Genomic DNA, 21,632 nt, shown 5'->3' on the forward strand with positions numbered 1-21,632 from the left:
CCATGCGCTTTTTTGCCCGTTTGTTTGCGCTCGTCGCTTGCCTGGCCGCCGTTCCCGCGGCCGCGCAGGTCGTTACGCCTGCCGTTCCCGGCCGCGCCGCTCCGCCAGCGACCACCGACAAGGAAAACCTCTGGCTGCTCGATCTGTCGGATGGCGGGCGAGTGCAGATCTGGCTGCGCCCTGATGTCGCCCCCAAGATGGTCGAGCGGGTCAAGACGCTGACCCGACAGCATTTCTACGACGGGCTCGCGTTTCATCGCGTGATCGATGGCTTCATGGCGCAGGGCGGCGATCCCAAGGGTGACGGCACCGGCGGCTCGACGCTGCCCAACGTCACCGCCGAGTTCAACTATCTGCCCCATGTCCGCGGAGCCGTCTCGGCCGCCCGCGCCGATGACGAGAACAGCGCCAACAGCCAGTTCTTCATCGTCTTCCAGCCGCGGCTCAGCCTCGACAAGAAGTATACGGTGTTCGGCCGGGTTCTCGACGGTATGCAATATGTCGACGCCATCGAGCGTGGCGAGCCGCCGGCGAACCCGACCAAGATCGTCCACGCCTATATCGCCGCCGACAATCCGCCCGCTTATACACCGATGGTCGCGCCGGCGCCGGTAACGCTCGGCGCGCCGGTGACGCTGCCCGGTGCCACCCCCGCGGCCAAGCGCAAGCCCGCCGGCACCGCCGCGCCGAAGAAGGCGCCCGCGCCCGCTCAATAATGAAGGTCGATCTGTTCGATTTCGTGTTGCCGTCCGAGCGCATCGCGCTGCGCCCGGCGGCACCGCGCGATGCGGCGCGGCTGCTGGTGCTCGACGGCAGCGCTGCCAGCCGCGACCTGACGGTGCGTGACCTGCCCGGCCAGCTACGCCGCGGCGATTGCCTGGTGTTCAACGACACCAAGGTGATCCCGGCGCAGCTTGAAGGTCGGCGCGGCGAGGCGACGATTGGCGCGACGCTGCACAAGCGCGAGGGTCTGCGCCGCTGGCGGGCCTTCATCCGCAACGCCAAGCGGCTGCGCGAAGGCGACACGATCGATTTCGGCCATGGCGTTGCCGCCGCGGCGCGCGATCGCGCCGAGGATGGCAGCTTCGCGCTCGACTTCGCCGGCGACGAGCCGGTGGAGGTGCTGCTCGAACGCGCCGGGCGGATGCCGCTGCCCCCGTACATCGCCGCCAAACGCCCGACCGACGCGCGCGATGCCGACGATTATCAGACGATGTTCGCGGCCGAGGCCGGTGCCGTCGCCGCCCCCACGGCGGCGCTGCATTTCACCCCTTCGCTGATGGCGAGCCTCGCCGAGGCAGGCATCACTCATGAAACGCTGACGCTCCATGTCGGCGCAGGCACCTTCCTGCCTGTCAAGGCGGACGACACCAACGCGCATCGCATGCACGCCGAATGGGGCCGCATCGACGCCGCCACCGCTGCCCGCCTCACCGCGGTGCGCGCCGCCGGTGGGCGGGTGATCGCGGTCGGCACCACCTCGCTACGGCTGATTGAAAGCGCCGCGGAAGAGGACGGCACGATCCGAGCCTTTGACGGCGATACCGCGATCTTCATCACCCCTGGCTACCGCTTCCGCGGCATCGATGGGCTGATGACCAATTTCCACCTGCCGCGATCGACCCTGTTCATGCTGGTATCGGCGCTGATGGGCAGGGAGCGGATGCAGGCTGCCTACGCTCATGCGATCGCCAGCGGCTACCGCTTCTATTCCTACGGGGACGCGTCGCTGCTGCTGCCCTGACGATGGGTGACAAGGTCTTCATTTGACGGGAGCATTTTGGCCGATCAGCTTAGCCGGCCCCCCTCCCGACCAAGGACAAGAGATCATGCGCAAGATGTTGTTCACGGCGGCGTCGCTCGCTCTGGTGGCCGTGACCGCCCCCTCGATCGCCGCGCCGTGCAAGGATGCCAAGGGCAAGTTCGTCAAATGCCCGCCCAAGGGCCCGGTCAAGCCGGTCAGGTGCAAGGCGGCGAACGGCAAGTTCGCCAAGTGCGGCACGCCGGGCGCCAAGCCGGTGTGATCGTGGCGCCCCGCGCGTCTTGGGAACAGCGGGGCGCCGAGCCGGGCCTTGTGGTCCGGCTGAACACAGGCTGGCACACCCTGCCGAGTCGCGAAAGCAATAGCTGCGGCGTGAAGGCGCCCCGCCGACCCGTAGTGACACAGAATGAGGCGGGGCGCCGAGGCGCGCGTCTGGTGACGGCGCCTCTGCCGACGACTCTAGCACATGCTGATGACGATCGCGCCTTTATCGCGCCTCATCAGACCAGCGCGCACCGGCAGCCGGCCGGCCTTTTCCGGTTCGTCGCCGAACGGCCTATATCGGCAGCATGATGATCCGCTCGATCCTGCTGCCTGCGCTGCTGTCGGCGTGCTGCGTTGCCGCCTGTTCCGCAGTGGTTCCGGTGTCGGGGCCCGTTGCGCTCGGCCAGACCGCTTATGTCAACGGCCCCACCGTTCGCCCCGATCATGTCGTCGAAGATAGTCGCTGCCCGGTCGGCACGACCTGTGTGTGGGCGGGCCGGGTCGTTGTCCGCGCTACCGTGTCAGGAGGAAGCTGGTCCAAGCCGGTCGATCTGATCCTCGGCGTGCCCGTCCCGGTGGCCGATGGCATGCTCACGCTGACTGCCGTGACGCCTGGCCGCAGACCCGGGCAGTCGGCAAGGACCACAGCTTCACGTTTCGCCTTTTCGTTCGAGGGAAGCTTGTAGTCAGGCGCAGTATCGCGTTCAGCGCGTGATCGGCGAGGCCGCATAGCCACCGAGCAATGCCGCTACATCGTCATACAGCGCAACGGCACCCGCCCCGCGAAGGACCTCCTCCGAAAAGCCCCCCGAGCGTACCGCCACCGCCGCGATGCCGCATTTGGCCGCGGCCTCGACGTCATAGGGCGTGTCGCCGATCACCAGCGCTGCGGCGGGATCCACCTTGGCCTTGGCAAGCGCGGCGGCGAAGATATCGCCCGCGGGTTTGGAAGTGCTGACATCGTCGGTGCTGGTGGTGGCGTCGACAAGCTTCTCAGCGCCAAGCAGGCGACGATAGTGATCGACATCGCCCTGGTTGGCCGACGAGGCCAGAATGACTTGCCGGCCATCGTCGTGGACCCGTTGCAGCAGCGCGGTGGCGCCCGGGAACGGCTTCACCTTGGTGCGGTAACGGCTCTTGAAGATCTTGCCCTGACGCTCGGCGAGCGCCTCCTGCTGGTCCTTGGTCGTGTGTGGCAGCAGCGCCGGCACCAGCATGTCGCCGCCCTTGCCGATCTGGCCGCGGATCGCCTCCACCGGCACGCGATGACCGCCCTCGCGGAACGCCGCGTCCCAAGCCTGGACGTGGAAGTCGTTGCTGTCGACCAATGTGCCATCGAGGTCGAACAACACCGCCTGGATCGCACCCGGCGCGCCGCGCTCGCGGGTGAGCCAGGCGACGGCCGCTGCTGCCCCTAGCACTGCCGCACCCGCCCCGCCCCTGCCGCGCTTGCGCAGCAGTCGCAGCCCGAGGGTCGCAGCCGCCGAGCTCAGCAGGCCGGCCTTGCCGATCCCGGCGAGTTGCCCGCCCCGCGCCGCGACACGGCTGGCGGCGAAGCTGGAGACGATCGCCGGCGCCTGGCTTGGTGGCGATGGGCCCTCGAGCGCCGGCGCGACCTCGCCGCCGTCAGCCGGCGTTTCGGCGACATGATCGGCCACCCAGGAGCCGCGGCTGCCGAGCGGCTTGGCCACGCCGGTGGTGGTGTCCTTGGCGGTCTGATGCTCGAGTTCCGAGTTGAGCTCGGCGCCGAGCAGCAGCAGATAGGCCGACAGGTACAGCCAGGTGAGCAGCACCACCACGGCGCTGAGCGATCCATAAGTGGCGTTGTAATTGCCAAAATTGGCAACGTAGATGCCAAAACCGAGGGTCAGCAGCAGCCAGCCGACCGCGGCGAGCAGCGAACCCGGCGTCAGCCACGCCCAGCGCGCCTGCTGGCGCGATGGCCCGTAGCGATACAGCGTCGCCGCGGCGCCGGCCCCGGCGAGCAGCAGGACAAGGTAGGAGAGGATCTTGCCGACCGCGACCAATCCATCGGGCGCCCAGGGCAGCAGATCCTCGAGATGCCCCAGCGCGGCAATTGCCACCGTCGCGAGCAGTGCCACCGCCACGGCCGCGGCGGTGATCCCGAGCGCAAGCGCGTTGACCCGGATGAAGCTGCGCTTCTCCGTCTCTTCATAGGCGACGTTGAGCGCGGTGATCACCGCGCCGGCGCCGTTGCGCGCGCCGAACAGCGCCAGGCCGAGCGCGACCAGCAGCCCCAGCCCCTTCTTGCCGTCCGATGCCTGAACCACGTTCAGCAGCTGGTCCGCGATCAGCTTGGCGGCATCGGCCGGCATCACCGAGGTGAGCTGGCGCATGTCGCCGATCACCGTCTGCGGATCGGCGATCAGGCCATAACTCAGCACCATCGCCCCGAGCAGCGGTACCAGCGCGAGAAATCCGTAGAAGCCGACCCCGGCGGCGATCAGCCCGATATTGTCGCTGCTCGTCTCCTGCCACGTCCGCCAGGCGACGGCCTTCCACGCGGCGAAGCTCATCGTCCACGGGCTGGTCGCCTCGTGCTCCTGGTCGGCCAAATTGCTATCTCCCTGTTATGCCAGCGCGAACGAGAGGGCGGCCCACGCGGTTCCGTGCCGCCCCGCGCCGCCGCCGGCGGCATGCCAGGCCCAGGGCATCCCGGATTGATACAGAGCCTTCGCCAAGCAACGACTTGGCCGAGCGCCCGGGTGGCGCCACAGCAATCCTTCCGGGGACGACACAGGCAACAAGGAGCGACAGGCTTTGCCTCCCGATTCACCTCAGGCCGGCTTTGCGGCAGCATTCGGCACCGTGCAGCCATCCGTGTCGTCCGGCCCCACCAACGCCGCCGACCGCATCCACACGCTCGACGTGCTGCGCGGGGTCGCGATCTGCGGCATCCTGCTGATGAACATCTGGACCATGGGCGGCGTCGCCGAACACCCGCTCAAGCGGTTTCCGGCCGGCTGGACGAGCGAATGGATCAGTTGGGCGGTGCAGACCATCCTCGTCCAGGGAGCGATGCGCGGCCTGTTCACTCTGCTGTTCGGCGCGGGCATGGTGCTGATGCTGCGTCGCGCCGAAGGGCCAGACGGCAAGGCAACGTCACTCGATATCTGGGCGCGGCGTTGCCTTGCCCTGATGGCGTTCGGCACCGCGCAATGGGCGCTGTTCCTGTGGCCCGGCGAGATTCTGTGGAATTACGGCGTGACCGGCCTGTTCCTGCTCGCCTTCCGCACCACACGGCCGCGCACGCTGCTGATCGCCGCCGGTCTGCTGATCGCGGGGCTGAGCGCCAACAATGCCTATTGGACCCATGAGGAGGTGGTGCAGCTGCAGCAGGGTAGCACGCTGCTGGCGCATGGGACCGGCGCGCCGCTGTCGGATGACGAGGCCGCGGCCGTCCGAGCCGAGCGGCAGGCGCGGGGCAACATCCACCCCACTGTCGCGACGCATCGCGCCGAGATCGAGCGCCGCACCCATTGGGGTTCGCTGATCCGCTGGAGCGGACGCTATTGGGCGACCGAAAACCTGTCGGTGACCGGCTGGCTCGACGTAGCGGAAAGCCTCAGCTTCATGCTCGTCGGCATGGCGCTGTTCCGCCTCGGCGTGCTCACCGGCGCAGCATCCGACGCCACCTATCGGCGGCTGATGCTGTGGGGCTATGGCGCCGGCCTGGCCTGGCGCGCGCTGCCGGTGGTGCTCGGCGTCCGCAGCGGACTCGACATGGGATCGCCGCTGGTCACGCCCTTCTGGTGGACGCTCAACGAAGCATCGTTCGAGCCGGCGCGGCTGTTGATCACGCTCGGCCATGCCGGGCTGATCGTCACCTTGCTGCGCGCCGGTTGGCTGGGCCGCGCCGTCACCTTGCGCGCGCTGGGGCGGATGACGCTCACCGTCTACTGCCTGCAGTCGATCCTCGGATCTACCTTGTTCTACGCCGCCGGGCTGGTCGGCCGCTTGACGCTGCTCGAGCTGTGGCAGATCGCCGCCGGCATCTGGACCATCACCGCGCTGTTCTGCCGCTGGTGGCTCGCCCGTGTTGACATGGGGCCGGGCGAGCAACTGCTCCGCGCCATCGCTTACGGCACCCTGCCGGCGTGGCGCCGCCGGGATCCGGCACCGGCGCAACCCGCGGGGCTGTAGCGATCGCGCGAACGCCGGCGGGAACGACCGAGAGGGCCGTCCGTTCGACGTGGCTCCCTTGATGAAAGTATCGTCCAGCCATGCCGGCGTCACCGTCCGATCCTGCCGCCGCCCCGCTCGGCATCGCCGATACCGCCGCGGCACTCGCCGATCTGCTCGGCAAGGATGACGTGCTGTTCGCCGCGACCGATGAGCCCAGGGCGATCGCGATTGCCCAGGCGCTCGCTGCCGCCGTGCCCGACGCTGCCGTGCTGTTCTGCCCCGGCAGCGACGCCCTGCCCGGCGACGGCGCCCCCGCCTCGCCCGCCAATGTCGGCCATCGCGTGTCGGCGTTGCGGCAGATGCGGTTGCTGATCGCCGGGGGGGATCGCCCGAGGATCGCCTGCATCACCAGCGGCGAGGCGCTCGGTCGCGCCTATCCCCTGCCCGCGGCATTCGAAACCGCGCCGCCGAAGGTCACCAGCGGCGAGCCGGTGGACCTTGGTGCGCTGTTCGAACAACTGCAGGCGCTCGGTTATGTGGTCGACGAGCGGGTGGACGAGCCCGGCGAGGTCGCCCTGCGCGGCCAGGTGCTCGATGTGTTTCCCGCCGATGCCGAACAGCCGCTGCGGATCGAGGCGGCCGATGGCCATATCGCGGCGGTGCGCTGTTACGATCCGGCCGATCAGCGCGCCACCGGCGAGATTGAAACCCGCGAGCTCGGCCGCGTGTCCGAACCCGCGCTCGACGGCAAGGGCGAGACGCTGCTCGCGCATCTGCCAGACGCGGTGCTGGTGGTGGAGCCTGCCGCCGACGAGCGCCGCCGCCGCTTCCTCGCGCTGGCGGCCGATGCCGCCAAGCGCCGCCCCAAGCGCGCAATCAATGACGTGCTCGACGAGCGACGCTGGGCCAAGGCCATCGAAGCTTGTCGCGTGGAAGCGTTGGCGCCAGGCGGCCCGCCGCCGCCGCGGTTCGTCGAAGGCAAGTCACCGCTACGCGCCTTTGCCAAGCTGGCGCGCGAGGAGCTGGCGGACGGCCGGGTCGCGCTGCTCGGCAGCGCCCGCGACCTGCGCTTCCTCGGTCGCCGCGTCGCCAAGACGCTCAAGCTCACATCGATCGAGGCGCGATCCTGGGCCGACGTCGTTGCCGCGCCGGCGGGATCGCTGTGCATGCTTGCCATCGCCGCCGATCGGGGGTTTCGCCGCGACGGCGTGCTCGCGATCGCCGCAGCCGACCTGCTCGGCAGCCGCGCCGAGCGCGGCGACAGCCATGCCGCCGTCGTCGACACCGCGCTGTTCGACATGGGCGAGATCCGCATCGGCGACGTGGTGGTGCACGAGGACCATGGCATTGCCGTCGTCGCGGGGCTCGACCGGATGCCTGCAGCGGCCGAGGAGGAACCGGGCGATGCGATCGTGCTGACTTATGCTGCCGAGGGCGTCCGCCTGGTGCCGGTGGCAGAGGCCGACCGGCTGTGGCGCTACGGTGCCGATGCCGAGGCGGTGACGCTCGACAAGCTCGACGGCAGCAGCTGGCAGAAGCGGCGGGTGGAGATCGACGCCGCGATCGCGGAGAGCGCGCGCGGGCTGACCGGGCTGGCCGAGGAGCGCGGCAAGCGCACCGCGCCGGCGTTCGAGCCGGACACCGCCGCCTATGAGCGATTCGCCGCCGGGTTCCCGTTCACCGAAACGCCCGATCAGGCCCGCGCCATCGCCGCGGTACGCGACGACCTCGCCTCGGGCCGGCCGATGGACCGGCTGGTGATCGGCGATGTCGGCTACGGCAAGACCGAGGTCGCGTTGCGCGCGGCGGCAATTGCCGCGCTCGCCGGACACCAGGTGGCGATCGCAGCGCCTACCACCGTGCTCGCACGCCAGCATCTCGACAGCTTCACCGATCGCTTCGCCGACACCGGCATCGTCGTTGCCGGCCTATCCCGGCTGACCAGTGCAGCGGACAAGAAGCGGGTCAAGACGGGGCTCGCCGATGGCTCGATCCAGGTGGTGATCGGCACCGGCGCGGTCGCCGCCAAGGGCATCGCTTATGCCAAGCTCGGGCTGGTGATCGTCGACGAGGAGCAGCGCTTCGGCGCCGCCGACAAGACGCGGCTGCGCGAGCTCGGCGCGGGCCATGTGCTGACGCTCTCGGCCACGCCGATCCCGCGGACGCTGCAGACTGCGCTGGTGGGCTTGCAGCAGCTGTCGGTGATCGCCACGCCCCCCGCGCGGCGCCAGCCGATCCGCACCACCGTCGGCACCTTCGATCCCGAGACGGTGCGCACCGCCCTGCTGCGCGAGCGCAGCCGCGGTGGCCAGAGCTTCGTGGTGGTGCCGCGGATCGAGGACATGGCGCCGCTCGCCGCGACCCTCGCGACGCTCGTCCCCGAGCTCGAGATCCTCGAGGCGCATGGCAAGATGCCCGCCGCCGAGATCGACGAGGCGATGGTACGGTTCGGCCGCGGCGAAGGCGACGTGCTGCTCGCCACCAACATCATCGAGGCAGGGCTCGACGTGCCGCGCGCCAACACCATGGTGATCACCCGCGCCGATCGCTTCGGCCTGTCGCAGCTCCATCAGCTGCGCGGCCGGGTGGGGCGCGGCCGCCGCCGCGGCCAGGTGCTGCTGCTCACCGAGCCTGATGCCGACATCGCGCCGCGGACGCTCAAGCGGTTGCGCACGCTGGAGGCGTTCGACCGGCTCGGCGCCGGCTTCGCGATCAGCGCGCGCGACCTCGACATGCGCGGCGCCGGCGACCTGCTCGGTGAAACCCAGGCCGGCCACATGAAGCTGATCGGCATCGATCTCTACCAGCATCTGCTCGAGGGTGCGCTGCGCACCGCGCGCGGCGAGACGGTGGAGCGCTGGAGCCCGGCGCTCCACCTCGGGCTGGAGGGCCGGCTTCCCGACGGCTGGATGCCCGAGGAGGAGCTGCGCGTCACCACCTATGCCCGCCTGGCGCGGCTCGAGGATGCCGCGGCGCTCGACGCGTTCGCCGACGAGATGGAGGACCGGTTCGGCGCGCTGCCCGAAGAGGTGTTGTCGCTGCTCGCGGTGGCGCGGGTGCGGGTCGCCGCGCGCGCCGCGGAGATCGCGCGGATCGATGCCGGGCCGGGCGCGATTGCCCTCACCCCGCGACGCGGCTTTGCCGGCGATGCCGCGGCCCTGGGCTTGACCGAGAAGAACGGCCGCCTGATTCTCGCCGAGCGCATCGACGACCCGCACGAGCGGCTCGAGCGGATCGAGGCGCTGCTGGAGCAGATCGGCTGACGGAAACGGGATCACAGCTCGCCGCCGCCTTCTTCGACCGTGAGGTCGAGACGGTGGCACGGGCGCTGATCGGCGCGACGCTGCTGGTCGACGGCATCGGCGGCGTGATCGTCGAAACCGAAGCCTATGATCCTGCCGACCCGGCCTCGCACAGCGCCCGCGGGCCGACCCCGCGCAACGCCGCGATGTTCGGGCCGGCGGGCCATGCCTATGTCTACCGCAGCTACGGGCTGCACTGGTGCCTCAACTGCGTATGCCGCCCGGGCAGCGCGGTGCTGATCCGCGCGCTCGAGCCGACCGCGGGGATCGCGCGAATGATCGAGCGGCGCGGCCTGGCCGATCCGCGGCTGCTGTGCGCCGGACCGGGCCGGCTCGCACAGGCGCTCGGCATCGACAAGAGCCTCGATGCAGCGCCGCTCGACGCCGCGCCGTTCGCGCTCCTGGCCGCGGTAGGCGTGCCCGCGGTGCTGGCCGGTCCGCGGATTGGCATCAGCGTCGGCGTCGACACGCCCTGGCGCTTCGCCGCGGCAGGATCGCGGTTCCTCAGCAAGCCGATGCGCCTTGCCTAAGGCGGTTCCGCCCAAGAAAACCTTGGTCTCGGGAGCTTAGCCCCGGCCCCGGCGTTCTCGCCGTCAATCAGATCCTTGGGGGACAATCATCGATGTCGCTGCCTGACCGGCTAGAGCCGGGCACTCCTTACCCGCTGGGCGCCACTTTTGACGGCATGGGCGTCAATTTCGCGGTCTTCTCCGCCAATGCCGATGCCATCGAACTATGCCTGTTCGATCCCTCGGGCCGCCGCGAGATCAAGCGCTTCACCCTGCCCGAGTGCACCGACGAGGTGTGGCACGGCTATCTGCCGGACATGGAGCCCGGCCTGCTCTACGGCTATCGCGCCCATGGCCGCTACGCGCCCGAGGAAGGCCATCGCTTCAACCCCAACAAGCTGCTGCTCGATCCCTATGCGCGCAAGCTTGCCGGCCAGATCAAATGGACCGACGCGCTCCACGGCTATCGGGTCGGCAGCGCCAAGGAGGATCTCTCGTTCGACAAGCGCGACAGCGCGCCGGCGATGCCCAAGGCGGTGGTGGTCGACGACCATTTCGATTGGTCGCGCGACACGCGGCCGAACACGCCATGGTCGGAAACGGTGATCTACGAGGCCCACGTCAAGGGCCTGACCAAGCTGATGGAGCTGGTGCCGCCGCGCGAGCGTGGCACTTATGCGGCGCTCGGCCACCCCGCGGTGATCGCGCACCTCAAGCGGATCGGCGTCACCGCGCTCGAGCTGCTGCCGATCCAGGCATTCACCCAGGATCGGTTCCTGCAGGAAAAGGGCCTCAAGAACTATTGGGGCTATAACACGCTCGGCTTCTTCGCCCCCGAACAAGCCTATTTCTCCACCGATCGCCAGGACGAGCTGCGCCGCGCCGTCCACCGCCTGCACAAGGCTGGGATCGAGGTGATCCTCGACGTCGTCTACAACCACACCTGCGAAGGGTCGGAGAAGGGCCCGACGCTGTCATGGCGCGGGCTCGACAATGCGAGCTACTATCGCCTGGTCAAGGATCAGCCGCGCTACACGATCAACGACACCGGCACCGGCAACACGCTCAACCTCTCCAAGGCGCGCGTCATCCAGATGGTCGCGGATTCGCTGCGCTACTGGGCGACGAGCTTCGGCATCGACGGCTTCCGCTTCGATCTCGGGCTGACGCTCGGCCGCGAGGAGACCGGCTTCGATCCGGGCGCCGCCTTCTTCGACGTCGTCCGCCAGGATCCGGTGCTCGGGCGCTTGAAGCTGATGGCCGAGCCCTGGGACGTCGGCCCCGGTGGCTATCAGCTCGGCAACTTCCCGCCCGGTTTTGCCGAGTGGAACGACAAATATCGCGACACGGTGCGCCAGTTCTGGCGCGGCGACGAGAGCCAGCGTGCCGACCTCGCCGCGCGGCTGTCGGGGTCGGGCGACCTGTTCGACCGGCGCGCGCGGCGGCCCTGGGCGAGCATCAACCTGCTCTCCGCGCATGACGGCTTCACCCTCGCCGACACCGTCGCCTACGAGCAGCGCCACAATGAGGCCAACGGCGAAGACAATCGCGACGGCCACGACAATAACCATTCGCGCAACTGGGGTGTCGAGGGGCCGACCGACGATCCCGCGATCAACGACGCGCGCGGCCGGGTGCAGCGCTCGATGCTGACGACGCTGCTCGCCTCGCTGGGTACGCCGATGCTGGTCGCCGGCGACGAGTTCGGGCGCACGCAGGGCGGCAACAACAACGCCTATTGCCAGGACAATGAGATCAGCTGGCTCGACTGGACGGCGGCGGCGAGCCCCGCTGGCGAGGTGCAGATCGACTTCACCGCACGCCTTGCCGACCTGCGCCGGCGCTATCCGGTGCTGCGCGCCTCGGCCTTCCTCTACGGCGAGAATTCGCCCGGCCATGGCATCAACGACATCGAATGGTGGGACGAGCAGGGCCACCAGCTCTCGCCCGAGGACTGGAACAACCCCGAGGGCCGCGCCCTGATGATGCGCCGCGCGGTGCAGACCGAGAGCGGCGAGGTGGAAGCCGTGTCGCTGCTGATCAACGCCGCCGAGACGCCGATCACCTTCAAGCTGCCGCCGCCCGAATCCAAGCGGATCGTGCTGATCGACAGCGCCAGGCCCGAGCAGGGCGAGGTGGAAATCGACGACGAATATGAGGTCGGTCCGCAAGGCGCGGTGCTGCTGACCTGGACCAGCGCGCTCGACACCGCGGACACGCCGGCATGAGCGGCTGGGGCCCCGAGCTGCTCGACGACGGGCGCACCCGGTTTCGGCTGTGGGCCCCGGACCGCGACGCGGTGACGCTGGAGATCGACGGCGGCGACGCCGTGGCGATGGCGCGCGGAGACGACGGCTGGTTCTCCGCAACTGCGCCGGTCGGCGCGGGCACGCGCTATCGCTTCCGCCTCGCCGACGATCTGGCCGTGCCCGACCCCGCCTCGCGCGCGCAGAGCGGCGGGGTGCATGGCTGGAGCCTGGTGATCGACCATCACCACCCCTGGCGCGCCACCGACTGGCGCGGGCGGCCGTGGGAAGAAACCGTGCTGGTCGAGCTCCATGCGGGCGTGCTCGGCGGCTTTGCCGGGGTGATGGACGAACTGCCGTCGCTGGCCGCGCTTGGCGTCACCGCGATCGAGCTGATGCCGGTCAACGTCTTCGGGGGCACGCGCAACTGGGGCTATGACGGCGTGCTGCCCTATGCGCCCGCCGAGGCTTATGGCAGCCCTGCCGAGTTGAAGGCGCTGGTAGACGCCGCGCATGAATTCGGGCTGCAGGTGTTCCTCGACGTGGTCTACAACCACTTTGGCCCCGATGGTAACTACCTCGGCGCTTATGCAAGCGACTTCTTCGACGCGGCGGTCCAAACCCCCTGGGGCGGCGCCGTCGCGGTGAACCAACCCGCAGTGCATCGCTTCTTCGTCGACAATGCGTTGATGTGGCTGCGCGACTATCGAATCGACGGGCTGCGCTTCGACGCGGTCCACGCCATCGGCAACGACGCCTTTCTCGACGCGATGGCCGCAGAGATCCGCGCCGCCCTGCCGGATCGCCATGTTCATCTCGTGCTCGAAAATGAGGGCAATGACGCCGAGCGGCTGCGCGCCGACGCGTTCGACGCGCAATGGAACGACGATTTCCACAACGTCCTCCATGTCCTGCTTACCGGCGAGACCAGCGCTTATTACCAGGATTTTGCCGATCGCCCCGCCGAGCGGCTGGCGCGCTGCCTTGCCGACGGCTTTATCTACCAGGGCGAGGGCTCGCCCAATCACGACGGCGCGCCGCGCGGCAAGCCAAGCGCGCATCTCGCGCCCACCCGCTTCGTGTCGTTCCTCCAGAACCACGATCAGATCGGCAACCGGGCGATGGGCGAGCGGCTGACCGTCCTCGCCGATCCCGACAAGCTGCGCGCCGCGACCGCGCTGCTGCTGCTTGGCCCGCAGATCCCGCTGATCTTCATGGGCGACGACACCGGCAGCGACACGCCCTTCCTGTTCTTCACCGATTTCCATGACCAACTGGCCGACGCGGTGCGCGAGGGTCGGCGGCGCGAATTCGCCAAGTTCGACGCCTTCGCCGACCCGGCGGCACGCGAACGGATTCCCGATCCCAACGCGCAGGCCACCTTCGCGCAATCGCGCCCCGCGCCCGGCCCGCACGCGCATCACTGGCATCCGCTCTACCGCACCCTGCTCGACCGGCGCGCGCGCGAGATCGTGCCGCGGCTCGCCGGGGCGGTGTCGATCGCAGCCGAGGCGATCGGGCCCGCAGCGGTGGTCGCGCGCTGGCGGATGGGCGATGGCACGACGCTGACGATCATGCTCGATCTGGGTGACGAGGCGGTGGTCTGGCCCGAACCGGCCGAACTGCCGCTGTACCGCGACGGCGCGCGGTTTGCGGCGTGGCTGACTCCATGACCGCGGTGCGCACGGCGGCCGCCGCCGCGGGGCTGGTGGTCGACTGGAAAGATGCGAACGGTGTCGCGCATCGCGTGACCGACGAAGTGCTGCATGCGATCCTCGCCGTGCTGGACACCGACGCCGGCGATGGTCGCTTCGTCACCGCCGACCAGCACGCACCGATCACGCTGCCGGCGACTGCGCCGGCCGGGCCCGCCAGGCTGATCCTCGAGGACGGCACCGAGCGCAACATGCTGATCGACGCCGCGCACCGGATCGCGGCTATCGACACCGCGGGCTATCATCGGCTGCGCGCCGGCGCGGGCGAGTGGCAGCTCGCGGTCGCGCCGCCGCGCTGCTTCACCCTGCCGCCGGGGCGGTATTGGGGGCCGGCGGTGCAGATCCCGGGCCTGCGCGGCTCGCGACCGAGCGCTTATGGCGATCTCGGCACGCTCGCCGAAGCGGCGCGCGCCTTTGCCGCCGCCGGTGCCGATGCCCTGGCGATCAGCCCCACCCACGCGCTTTTCCCAGCGGATCCGACGCGGTTCAGCCCCTATTCGCCTTCCACTCGGCTGTTCCATCACGCCCTGCTGGCCGACCCCACGCTGGTGGGATCCTCGCCGAGCACGCCGGCAGGACCGGCGCTGATCGACTGGCCGGCGGCCCTGCCCGAGCGGCTTGCCCAGCTGCGCGCGATCTTTTCGGCGCTGTCGGGGGACGCCCAAGCCGATCTGGCTGCCTATCGCCGTGACCGCGGTGCGGCGCTGGAAGCGCATGCCCGCTTCGATGCGCTGCATGCGCATTTCCTTATCGCCACCGGCGCGACCGGTTGGCAGGACTGGCCGACGGCGTTCCACGACTGCGCCGGCGATGCAGTGGCCCATTTTGCGACCGAACACGCTGATGACGTCGCCTTCTACGCCTTCCTGCAATGGCTCGCCGAGCGCAGCCTCGCCGCGGCGCAGGCGGCCGCCACCGGCGCGGGGATGAGGATCGGCCTGATCGCCGATCTCGCCGTCGGCATGGATGTCGGCGGCAGCCACGCCTGGAGCCGCCGCGGCGATCTCCTGTCCGGCCTGTCGATCGGCGCGCCGCCCGACCCGCTGGGCCCGCAGGGGCAGAATTGGGGCATCACCGCTTTGTCGCCGTTTGCGCTGCAGCAGACCGGCTTTGCGCCGTTCGTCGAGACGCTGCGCACCGCGCTCGCTCATGCCGGGGGATTGCGCATCGATCACGCGCTCGGACTCAAGCGGCTATGGGTGATCCCCGACGGCGGCTCGGCGGCGGACGGTGCCTATCTGACCATGCCGTTCGCCGACATGCTCCGCCTGATCGCGCTGGAATCGCACCGCGCGCAGGCGGTGATCATCGCCGAGGACCTCGGCACGGTGACGCCCGGTTTTCGCGACACGCTGGCCGAGCGCTCGATGCTCGGTATGAAGGTGCTGCCGTTCGAGCGGCAGGACGACGTCTTCATCGCCAACCGCGACTGGGGCAGCGACGCGGCGGCGATGACCGGCACCCATGACACCGCCACCGTCGCCGGCTGGTGGCGCGGGCGCGACCTCGAATGGGCGGCGGCGCTCGGCCGTACCGACCCGGACGCCGACCTGGCCGAGGTGAGCGTTCATCGCGACGAGGAGCGCGCGGCGATGTGGCAAGCGTTCACCGACGCCGGTGTTGCCAGTGGCCCGGTGCCGGCCGAACCGGCGCCGGCGGTCGATGCGGCGTTGCGCTTTGTCGCCGGCTCTCCCTGCCCGCTGGTGATCGTGCCGGTCGAGGATTTGCTCGGCCTCGAGGAGCAGCCCAATCTGCCCGGCACCACCACCGAACACCCCAATTGGCGACGCCGGATGCCGGACACCACCGTCGCGCTGCTCGCCCGTCCCGACGTGTCGCGCCGCACCGCCCTGTTGACGAAAGCCACCGCATGACCCCGCGCGCCACCTATCGCTTCCAGTTCCACCGCGACTTCACCTTCGCCGATGCCGAGGCGCTGGTGCCCTATCTCGACCAGCTCGGGATCAGCCATCTCTACGCCTCGCCGATCACGGTGGCGCGTGCCGGCTCCACCCACGGCTATGACGTAATCAATCCCACCCGGATCAACCCCGAACTTGGCGGCGAGGACGGCTTCCGTCGCCTGGTCGCGGCCCTGCGCGCGCGCGACATGGGGATGATCATCGACATCGTCCCCAATCACATGGGCGTCGCGGGCGGCGGCAACGCCTGGTGGAACGATGTGCTCGCGAACGGCGAGGCCAGTGAGTTTGCGCGCTTCTTCGACATTGACTGGCGTCACCGCCTGGTGCTGCCGGTGCTCGGCGATCCGCTGTCGCAGGCGCTGGCGAATGGCGACCTCGCGTTCGAGGGTGACGAGATCGTGGCCTATGGCGAGCACCGTTTCCCGATCCGGGCCGAGGACCGCGTCGAGGCCGCCACGCTGGACCTCGCCGACCTTCTCGACCGCCAGCATTACCGCCTCGCCTCATGGCGCGTCGCCAATGACGAGCTCAACTGGCGGCGCTTCTTCACCGTCAACGATCTCGCCGGCGTCCGCATCGAGGATCCATTGGTGTTCGAGGCCACGCACACGCTCTATTTCCGGCTGCACGACGAGGGCCTGATCGACGGCGTCCGCGTCGACCATGTCGACGGCCTCACCGACCCGATCGGCTATTGCCGCAAGCTGCGCGAGCGGCTCGGGCCCGACGCCTATCTCGTCATCGAGAAGATCCTCGGCGTCGGCGAGCCGCAGCCGACCGGCTGGGGAACGGATGGCACCAGCGGCTATGATTTCATGGAGCAGGTCAGCACGCTGATCCACGACCCCGCCGGCGAGCCGGGGCTCGGCGCGCTGTGGGACCGGATCAGCGGCCGCGGCGAATTCTTTGCGCCCGAGGAGTTTGCGGCGCGGCAGGACCTGCTCGCCTGGCAGTTCAGCGGTCAGCTCGACGGCTGCGTCGCTGCCTTCGCCGCGCTCGCCGCCTCCGCGCCCGAAGGCGATGGCCTGACCGCGGCGATGCTGCGCCGCGCGATCGAGCGGATGCTGTGGGTGTTCCCGGTCTACCGCACCTATGGCAATGGCGCCGCCGCGCCCGAGCGCGACGCGCGCACCCGCGCGCTGGTGCGCGAGCAGGTCGCCGATCTGATCCCGCCAGGCGAAGCGCCGGTGGTCGATCTCGTCCTCGCCTGGCTCGCCGGCGACGGCCCCGGTGACCGCGCGCTGGCCGCTGAGGCGGTGCGGCGGTTCCAGCAGCTTTCAGCGCCGATCGCGGCCAAGGCGGTCGAGGACACCGCTTTCTATCGCTACGGTCGCCTGCTCAGCCGCAACGACGTCGGCTTCGATGCCGAGACGCTGGGCGTGCCGATCGACGAGTTCCACGACGACATGATGACGCGCGCCCGCGAGGTGCCGCGGGCGATGCTCACCACCGCGACCCATGATCACAAGCGCGGCGAGGACATGCGCGCGCGCCTCGCGGTGCTGAGCCAGATCCCCGATCGCTGGGCCGCGCGCGTCGACGATTGGCTGGACGTGGCGTCGGATCACGATGTCGATGCAGCCGATCGCTACATGCTGCTTCAGACCCTGGTCGGTGCCTGGCCAGCCGAGGGCGCCTCGGCCGACTTCACCGAACGGGTGATCGCCTGGCAGCAGAAGGCGCTGCGCGAAGGCAAGCTGCGCTCGTCCTGGGAAGCTCCGGACGAGGCCTATGAACAGGCTTGCGCCGAGCTGGTCCACGCGCTGCTCGCCGATCGTAGCTTCGCAACCGACCTCGAAGCGTTCCTGGCGGAGATCGCCCCTGCCGCCGAGGCCAATAGCCTGGTCCAGGTGGCGTTGCGTTATACGCTGCCGGGCGTGCCGGACCTCTATCAGGGCACCGAATTGGCGGATCTCAGCCTGGTCGATCCCGACAACCGCCGGCCGGTCGATTATACCCGCCGGCAGGCGCTGCTCGACGACGGCGGTGACGCCAAGCTGGCGCTGATCGTCGCGCTGCTGGCGCTACGCCGCGCGCGACCGGGTCTGTTCGCTGAAGGGAGCTACGAGCCTGCCACCGTGGCGGGCGCCGCCGGCGAGCGCATCCTCGCCTTCACCCGGCGGGCCGGTGAGGAGACGCTCGATGTCGCGGTGCTGCTGCGCGGTACCGCGCTGCCGGGTGAAGGCGCGGCGATCAGCTTCGCCTCGGGGCGGCAGCTCGATGGCGATGAGGCGTTCAGCGACGGTGCCGTCTGGTTCGCGGCCAACGGGTAACCTGAGCGGCGCCCGCCGGTTATCCGCGGCCGAAATCGGTTTCGATCAAGGCGGTGCCGCTGCGCTCGCAAACGTCGCGCAAGGTGCGGTCGATCAGGTGATCGGTGACGAAGAAATCGACATCGTCGAGATGACCGATCCGCACCGGCGCCGGGCGATCCACCTTGGTAGAATCCGCGACCAGGATCACCTGGCGCGCGTTGCGGATGATGGTCTGCGACACCTGGACCTCATCCAGGTCGAAATCGAGCAGGTCGCCGTCGGGATCGATCGCGGAGGCGCCGATCAGCGCATAATCGACCTTGAACTGGCGGATGAAGTCCACCGCCAGCCCGCCGACCACCGCGCGATCGCTGCCGCGCACCCGGCCGCCGACCATCACCAGCTCGACGCTGTCATGGCCATTAAGCAGGTCGACGACATTGAGGTTGTTGGTGATCACCATCAATTCGCGGTGGTGTGCAAGATTGGCCGCAACCGCCTCGGTCGTCGTGCCGATGTTGATGAACAAGGACGCGCCGTTCGGGATCAGCGCCGCCGCTGCCGCGCCGATCGCCGCCTTGGCGCCCGAGGCGACGACCCGGCGCTCGTCATAGGCGATGTTGTCGACCCCCGAAGTCACCACCGCGCCGCCATGGACCCGCGCCAGCATCGAGCGTTTGGCGAGCAGGTTTAGGTCCTTGCGGATGGTCTGCGGGGTTACCTGGAGCCGCTCGGCAAGATCATCGACGGTGACGCTGCCGGCGTGTCGCGCCAGCTCGAGGATCTCGCGATGGCGCGCGGCGACGACATCGGCTGAGCTCGGCTGGTCCGGCATCAGAAGCGCGCGATCTGCGTCGCGGTGTCTGCCCAGCCGATCATCCATGCCCCCTTCTCATTGAGCGGCGGACAGTAGCGACGGTTCGCGCACGATCAACGCCTTGCCCGCGAGATAGCGGTCGATCGCCGCGGCCGCGCCGGCCGGCACGTGGAGGCCAAGCTTGCTGCGGCGCCACAGGATGTCCTCCGCCGTTTGCGCCCATTCCTGGTCCACCAGATAATCGATCTCGCGGGCGTAGAGGTCGGCGCCGAAATGCTCGCCGAGATCGGCGACATCGCGGGCATCGCCGAGCAACCGGTCAGCCCGCGTGCCGTAAGCACGCGCCAGCCGGCGCAGCAGCGTCGCCGGCAAGGATGGAAAGCGCGCGGTGAGCCGGGTCAGGAACTGCTCGAAATCGGCATCCGGCATGTCGCCGCCGGGCAGCACCGCGCCCGCCGTCCACGCCGTGCCCGCCTCGGGGAAGAACGGCGCGAGTTCGGCCATCGCGTGTTCGGCGAGCTTGCGATAGGTGGTGATCTTGCCGCCGAAGATGCTCAGCATCGGCGCGCGGCCGTCCTCGGCGTCGAGATCGAGCACATAATCGCGCGTTACCGCCGACGCGCTGGCGGCATGGTCGTCATAAAGCGGCCGGATTCCCGAATAGGTCCAGACGATATCGGCAGGAGTCGTCGGCTTCTCGAAATAGCGGGTCGCCGTTGCGCACAGATAGGCGATTTCAGCCTGGTTTATTGTCGCCTTGCCCGGCGCGCCCCGCCACGCCTCGTCCGTGGTACCAATCAGCGTAAACCCGCCCTGATAGGGGATGGCGAATACGACGCGTTTGTCCCGGTTCTGGAGCAGGAAGGCATGATCACCAGCGAACAGCCGCGGCACGATGATATGGCTGCCCTTGATCAGCCGCACGCCACGATCGCGGCGTGCATCAGGCACCTTGCCCAGCACGTCGGCGACCCACGGCCCTGCGGCGTTGACCAGCACCCGTGCCGTTACCGTGCGCCGCCCTGCCGCATCCTCGATCGTGGCGCGCCAGCCGCCTTCCTGGCGCTCGGCATCGATCAGGCGGGTGTGGGTGAGCAAGGTCGCACCGCGCTCGGCGGCGTCGCGGGCGTTGAGCACCACCAGCCGGCTGTCCTCCACCCAGCAATCCGAATAGACGAACGCCTTGGCCTTGCCTGGCTTCAGCCCGGCACCGAGCGGGTCGGTATCGAGGCTGACGGTGCGCGTGGCGGGCAGCTTCTTGCGACCGCCGAGATGGTCGTACAGGAACAAGCCGAGCCGAACGAGCCACGCCGGCCGCGGCGAATTGGTCTGCGGCAGCACGAATTGCAGCGGCCAGATGATGTGCGGCGCCATGCCGAGCAGCCGCTCACGCTCGATCAGCGCCTCGCGTACCAGGCGAAATTCGTAATATTCGAGATAGCGCAGCCCGCCGTGGATTAGCTTGGTCGAGGCGGACGAGGTGTGACTGGCGAAATCGTCCTGCTCGACGAGCATGATTCGCAGTCCGCGGCCGACTGCGTCGCGGGCGATACCAACGCCGTTGATGCCGCCGCCGACTACCAGCATATCCACATCGTACCCGCTGACGGCTATCGGACTGGCCATCGTCACATCCTCTTGATAGCGCGGTGCTTTATCCAACGTCGCGCGCCATTCGGTTCGCTTCATGTAGATCCGAACGCTCGAAAACTCAATTGATCATTCGAACGAAACTGTTGACGTTCGTTTTAATTGGCCCAAGGGAGCGAGGGCGTCGCGAAGCGACGCAACGATAACGAGAGGACGGGCAGGCATGGCGCACCCGAACGAAGCGGCAACCACCGTGGCATCAGCAAGCGCGAGCGCGCCGCCGCTGTCACCCGCCCGCAAGCTGATCGGCGAGCTAATCTCGGAGACGCTGGCTATGGCGATCGTCATCGGCCTCGGCGATTCCGCGGCGGCGATGTTCACGCTGTACGATCCAAGCCCCTATGCTACCGCTTATTGGGGCGTGTGCATCGCCTGGGGTCTCGCCGTCACCACCGCCATCTACGTCACCGGTGCCGTCTCGGGCACCCACGCTAACCCGGCGGTGACGCTGGCGCTGACGCTGTTCCGCGGTTTTCCCCGCCACAAGGTGCTGCCCTATATGGCCGCGCAGGTCGTGGGCGGCTTCATCGGTGCGGCGTTGGTCTATCAGATGTTCTCGCCGGTGATCGATGCGTTCAACACCCTCCATGGCGTCGGCCGCGAGGCCGGCGGCGCGGCGGGCGTGTTCTTCACCCATCCTGGCGAGCATATCACCCCGATCCACGCCTTCTGGGACGAAGTGATCCTCACCGGTATCCTGCTGCTCGGCATCTTCGCGATCACCGACGAATTCAACACCCAAGCGCCGATGGCCAATGCCAGCGCGCTGATCATCGGCCTGCTGGTCGCCTGCATCGGGGCGTCCGCCGGGTATCTGGAGGCGTGGCCGATCAACCCTGCGCGCGACTTCGGACCGCGGTTGTTTTGCTATCTTTTCGGCTGGGGCGACGCTGCATTGCCGGGGCCGGACAACTATTGGTGGGTGCCGATCGCCGGCCCGTTCGCGGGCGGGGTGTGCGGCGCGGCGGTCTACCAGTTCCTGGTCAAACCCTATCTGCCGCGCCGCGCCGACGCTAGGCGCGACTGAGCGCCGAACCGACA

15 protein-coding genes are annotated in these 21,632 nt (G+C 69.0%); 12 read left to right on the forward strand and 3 right to left on the reverse strand.

What is annotated here, in order from left to right:
* Nucleotides 1–2 precede the first annotated feature (2 nt).
* From AC07M8_RS17455 to AC07M8_RS17470, 4 genes are all read left to right on the forward strand, one after another.
* Complete coding sequence (locus AC07M8_RS17455) at nt 3–716, forward strand: peptidylprolyl isomerase (protein ID WP_495175504.1); 714 nt, start codon at nt 3–5, stop codon at nt 714–716.
* On the forward strand, nt 716–1,744 hold the full coding sequence (gene queA / locus AC07M8_RS17460; RefSeq protein ID WP_495175505.1) for a tRNA preQ1(34) S-adenosylmethionine ribosyltransferase-isomerase QueA: 1,029 nt from the start codon (nt 716–718) through the stop codon (nt 1,742–1,744). The genes AC07M8_RS17455 and queA overlap by 1 nt, the downstream gene beginning before the upstream one ends.
* An 85-nt stretch (nt 1,745–1,829) precedes the next feature.
* Nucleotides 1,830–2,024: a hypothetical protein gene (locus tag AC07M8_RS17465; RefSeq protein ID WP_495175506.1), complete on the forward strand. Its 195-nt coding sequence runs from the start codon at nt 1,830–1,832 to the stop codon at nt 2,022–2,024.
* Nucleotides 2,025–2,331: 307 nt separating this feature from the next.
* A complete protein-coding gene (locus tag AC07M8_RS17470; RefSeq protein ID WP_495175507.1) occupies nt 2,332–2,712 on the forward strand; it encodes a hypothetical protein in 381 nt (126 codons plus the stop codon).
* Between the two features lie 18 nt (nt 2,713–2,730).
* Here the strand turns inward: AC07M8_RS17470 and AC07M8_RS17475 are convergent, their stop codons facing one another.
* A complete protein-coding gene (locus tag AC07M8_RS17475; RefSeq protein ID WP_495175508.1) occupies nt 2,731–4,602 on the reverse strand; it encodes a YhjD/YihY/BrkB family envelope integrity protein in 1,872 nt (623 codons plus the stop codon).
* A 205-nt stretch (nt 4,603–4,807) separates the two neighbouring features.
* Between AC07M8_RS17475 and AC07M8_RS17480 the strand changes: the two genes are divergently transcribed.
* From AC07M8_RS17480 to treY, 7 genes are all read left to right on the forward strand, one after another.
* Entirely contained in the window at nt 4,808–6,190 is a 1,383-nt protein-coding gene (locus AC07M8_RS17480) for a DUF418 domain-containing protein (RefSeq protein ID WP_495175509.1), read from the forward strand.
* An 80-nt stretch (nt 6,191–6,270) separates the two neighbouring features.
* On the forward strand, nt 6,271–9,435 hold the full coding sequence (locus tag AC07M8_RS17485; protein WP_495175510.1) for a helicase-related protein: 3,165 nt from the start codon (nt 6,271–6,273) through the stop codon (nt 9,433–9,435).
* A complete protein-coding gene (locus AC07M8_RS17490; protein WP_495175560.1) occupies nt 9,432–10,004 on the forward strand; it encodes a DNA-3-methyladenine glycosylase in 573 nt (190 codons plus the stop codon). Before AC07M8_RS17485 ends, AC07M8_RS17490 begins: the two co-directional genes overlap by 4 nt.
* A gap of 92 nt (nt 10,005–10,096) precedes the next feature.
* Complete coding sequence (gene glgX, locus AC07M8_RS17495) at nt 10,097–12,211, forward strand: glycogen debranching protein GlgX (protein WP_495175511.1); 2,115 nt, start codon at nt 10,097–10,099, stop codon at nt 12,209–12,211.
* Nucleotides 12,208–13,902: a malto-oligosyltrehalose trehalohydrolase gene (gene treZ / locus AC07M8_RS17500; protein WP_495175512.1), complete on the forward strand. Its 1,695-nt coding sequence runs from the start codon at nt 12,208–12,210 to the stop codon at nt 13,900–13,902. Before glgX ends, treZ begins: the two co-directional genes overlap by 4 nt.
* Nucleotides 13,887–15,818, forward strand: coding sequence for a 4-alpha-glucanotransferase (gene malQ / locus AC07M8_RS17505; RefSeq protein ID WP_495175513.1), 1,932 nt, complete (start codon nt 13,887–13,889; stop codon nt 15,816–15,818). Before treZ ends, malQ begins: the two co-directional genes overlap by 16 nt.
* The gene (gene treY / locus AC07M8_RS17510) at nt 15,815–18,142 is read left to right on the forward strand and encodes a malto-oligosyltrehalose synthase (protein ID WP_495175514.1); all 2,328 of its coding nucleotides are present in this window, start codon (nt 15,815–15,817) and stop codon (nt 18,140–18,142) included. The genes malQ and treY overlap by 4 nt, the downstream gene beginning before the upstream one ends.
* A gap of 19 nt (nt 18,143–18,161) precedes the next feature.
* Here treY and AC07M8_RS17515 read toward each other — a convergent pair whose 3' ends face one another.
* A complete protein-coding gene (locus AC07M8_RS17515) occupies nt 18,162–19,007 on the reverse strand; it encodes a DeoR/GlpR family DNA-binding transcription regulator (protein WP_495175515.1) in 846 nt (281 codons plus the stop codon).
* A gap of 9 nt (nt 19,008–19,016) precedes the next feature.
* Nucleotides 19,017–20,567: a glycerol-3-phosphate dehydrogenase gene (locus tag AC07M8_RS17520; protein WP_495175516.1), complete on the reverse strand. Its 1,551-nt coding sequence runs from the start codon at nt 20,565–20,567 to the stop codon at nt 19,017–19,019.
* A gap of 187 nt (nt 20,568–20,754) precedes the next feature.
* On the opposite strand from AC07M8_RS17520, the gene AC07M8_RS17525 reads away from it, so the two are divergent.
* Entirely contained in the window at nt 20,755–21,618 is an 864-nt protein-coding gene (locus AC07M8_RS17525; protein ID WP_495175517.1) for an MIP/aquaporin family protein, read from the forward strand.
* The last annotated feature ends 14 nt before the right edge of the window (nt 21,619–21,632 follow it).

The organism is Sphingomonas sp. GW821-FHT09E03 (assembly GCF_059416225.1).

Excerpts from the sequence above, each read along its gene's own strand:
- AC07M8_RS17455 (WP_495175504.1), top strand. The coding sequence starts at position 3 with ATGCGCTTTTTTGCCCGTTTGTTTGCGCTCGTCGCTTGCCTGGCCGCC.
- treY (WP_495175514.1), top strand. The coding sequence starts at position 15,815 with ATGACCCCGCGCGCCACCTATCGCTTCCAGTTCCACCGCGACTTCACC.
- AC07M8_RS17525 (WP_495175517.1), top strand. The coding sequence starts at position 20,755 with ATGGCGCACCCGAACGAAGCGGCAACCACCGTGGCATCAGCAAGCGCG.
- AC07M8_RS17465 (WP_495175506.1), top strand. The coding sequence starts at position 1,830 with ATGCGCAAGATGTTGTTCACGGCGGCGTCGCTCGCTCTGGTGGCCGTG.
- treZ (WP_495175512.1), top strand. The coding sequence starts at position 12,208 with ATGAGCGGCTGGGGCCCCGAGCTGCTCGACGACGGGCGCACCCGGTTT.
- AC07M8_RS17515 (WP_495175515.1), bottom strand. The coding sequence starts at position 19,007 with ATGGATGATCGGCTGGGCAGACACCGCGACGCAGATCGCGCGCTTCTG.
- glgX (WP_495175511.1), top strand. The coding sequence starts at position 10,097 with ATGTCGCTGCCTGACCGGCTAGAGCCGGGCACTCCTTACCCGCTGGGC.
- queA (WP_495175505.1), top strand. The coding sequence starts at position 716 with ATGAAGGTCGATCTGTTCGATTTCGTGTTGCCGTCCGAGCGCATCGCG.
- AC07M8_RS17470 (WP_495175507.1), top strand. The coding sequence starts at position 2,332 with ATGATGATCCGCTCGATCCTGCTGCCTGCGCTGCTGTCGGCGTGCTGC.
- AC07M8_RS17485 (WP_495175510.1), top strand. The coding sequence starts at position 6,271 with ATGCCGGCGTCACCGTCCGATCCTGCCGCCGCCCCGCTCGGCATCGCC.
- AC07M8_RS17520 (WP_495175516.1), bottom strand. The coding sequence starts at position 20,567 with ATGGCCAGTCCGATAGCCGTCAGCGGGTACGATGTGGATATGCTGGTA.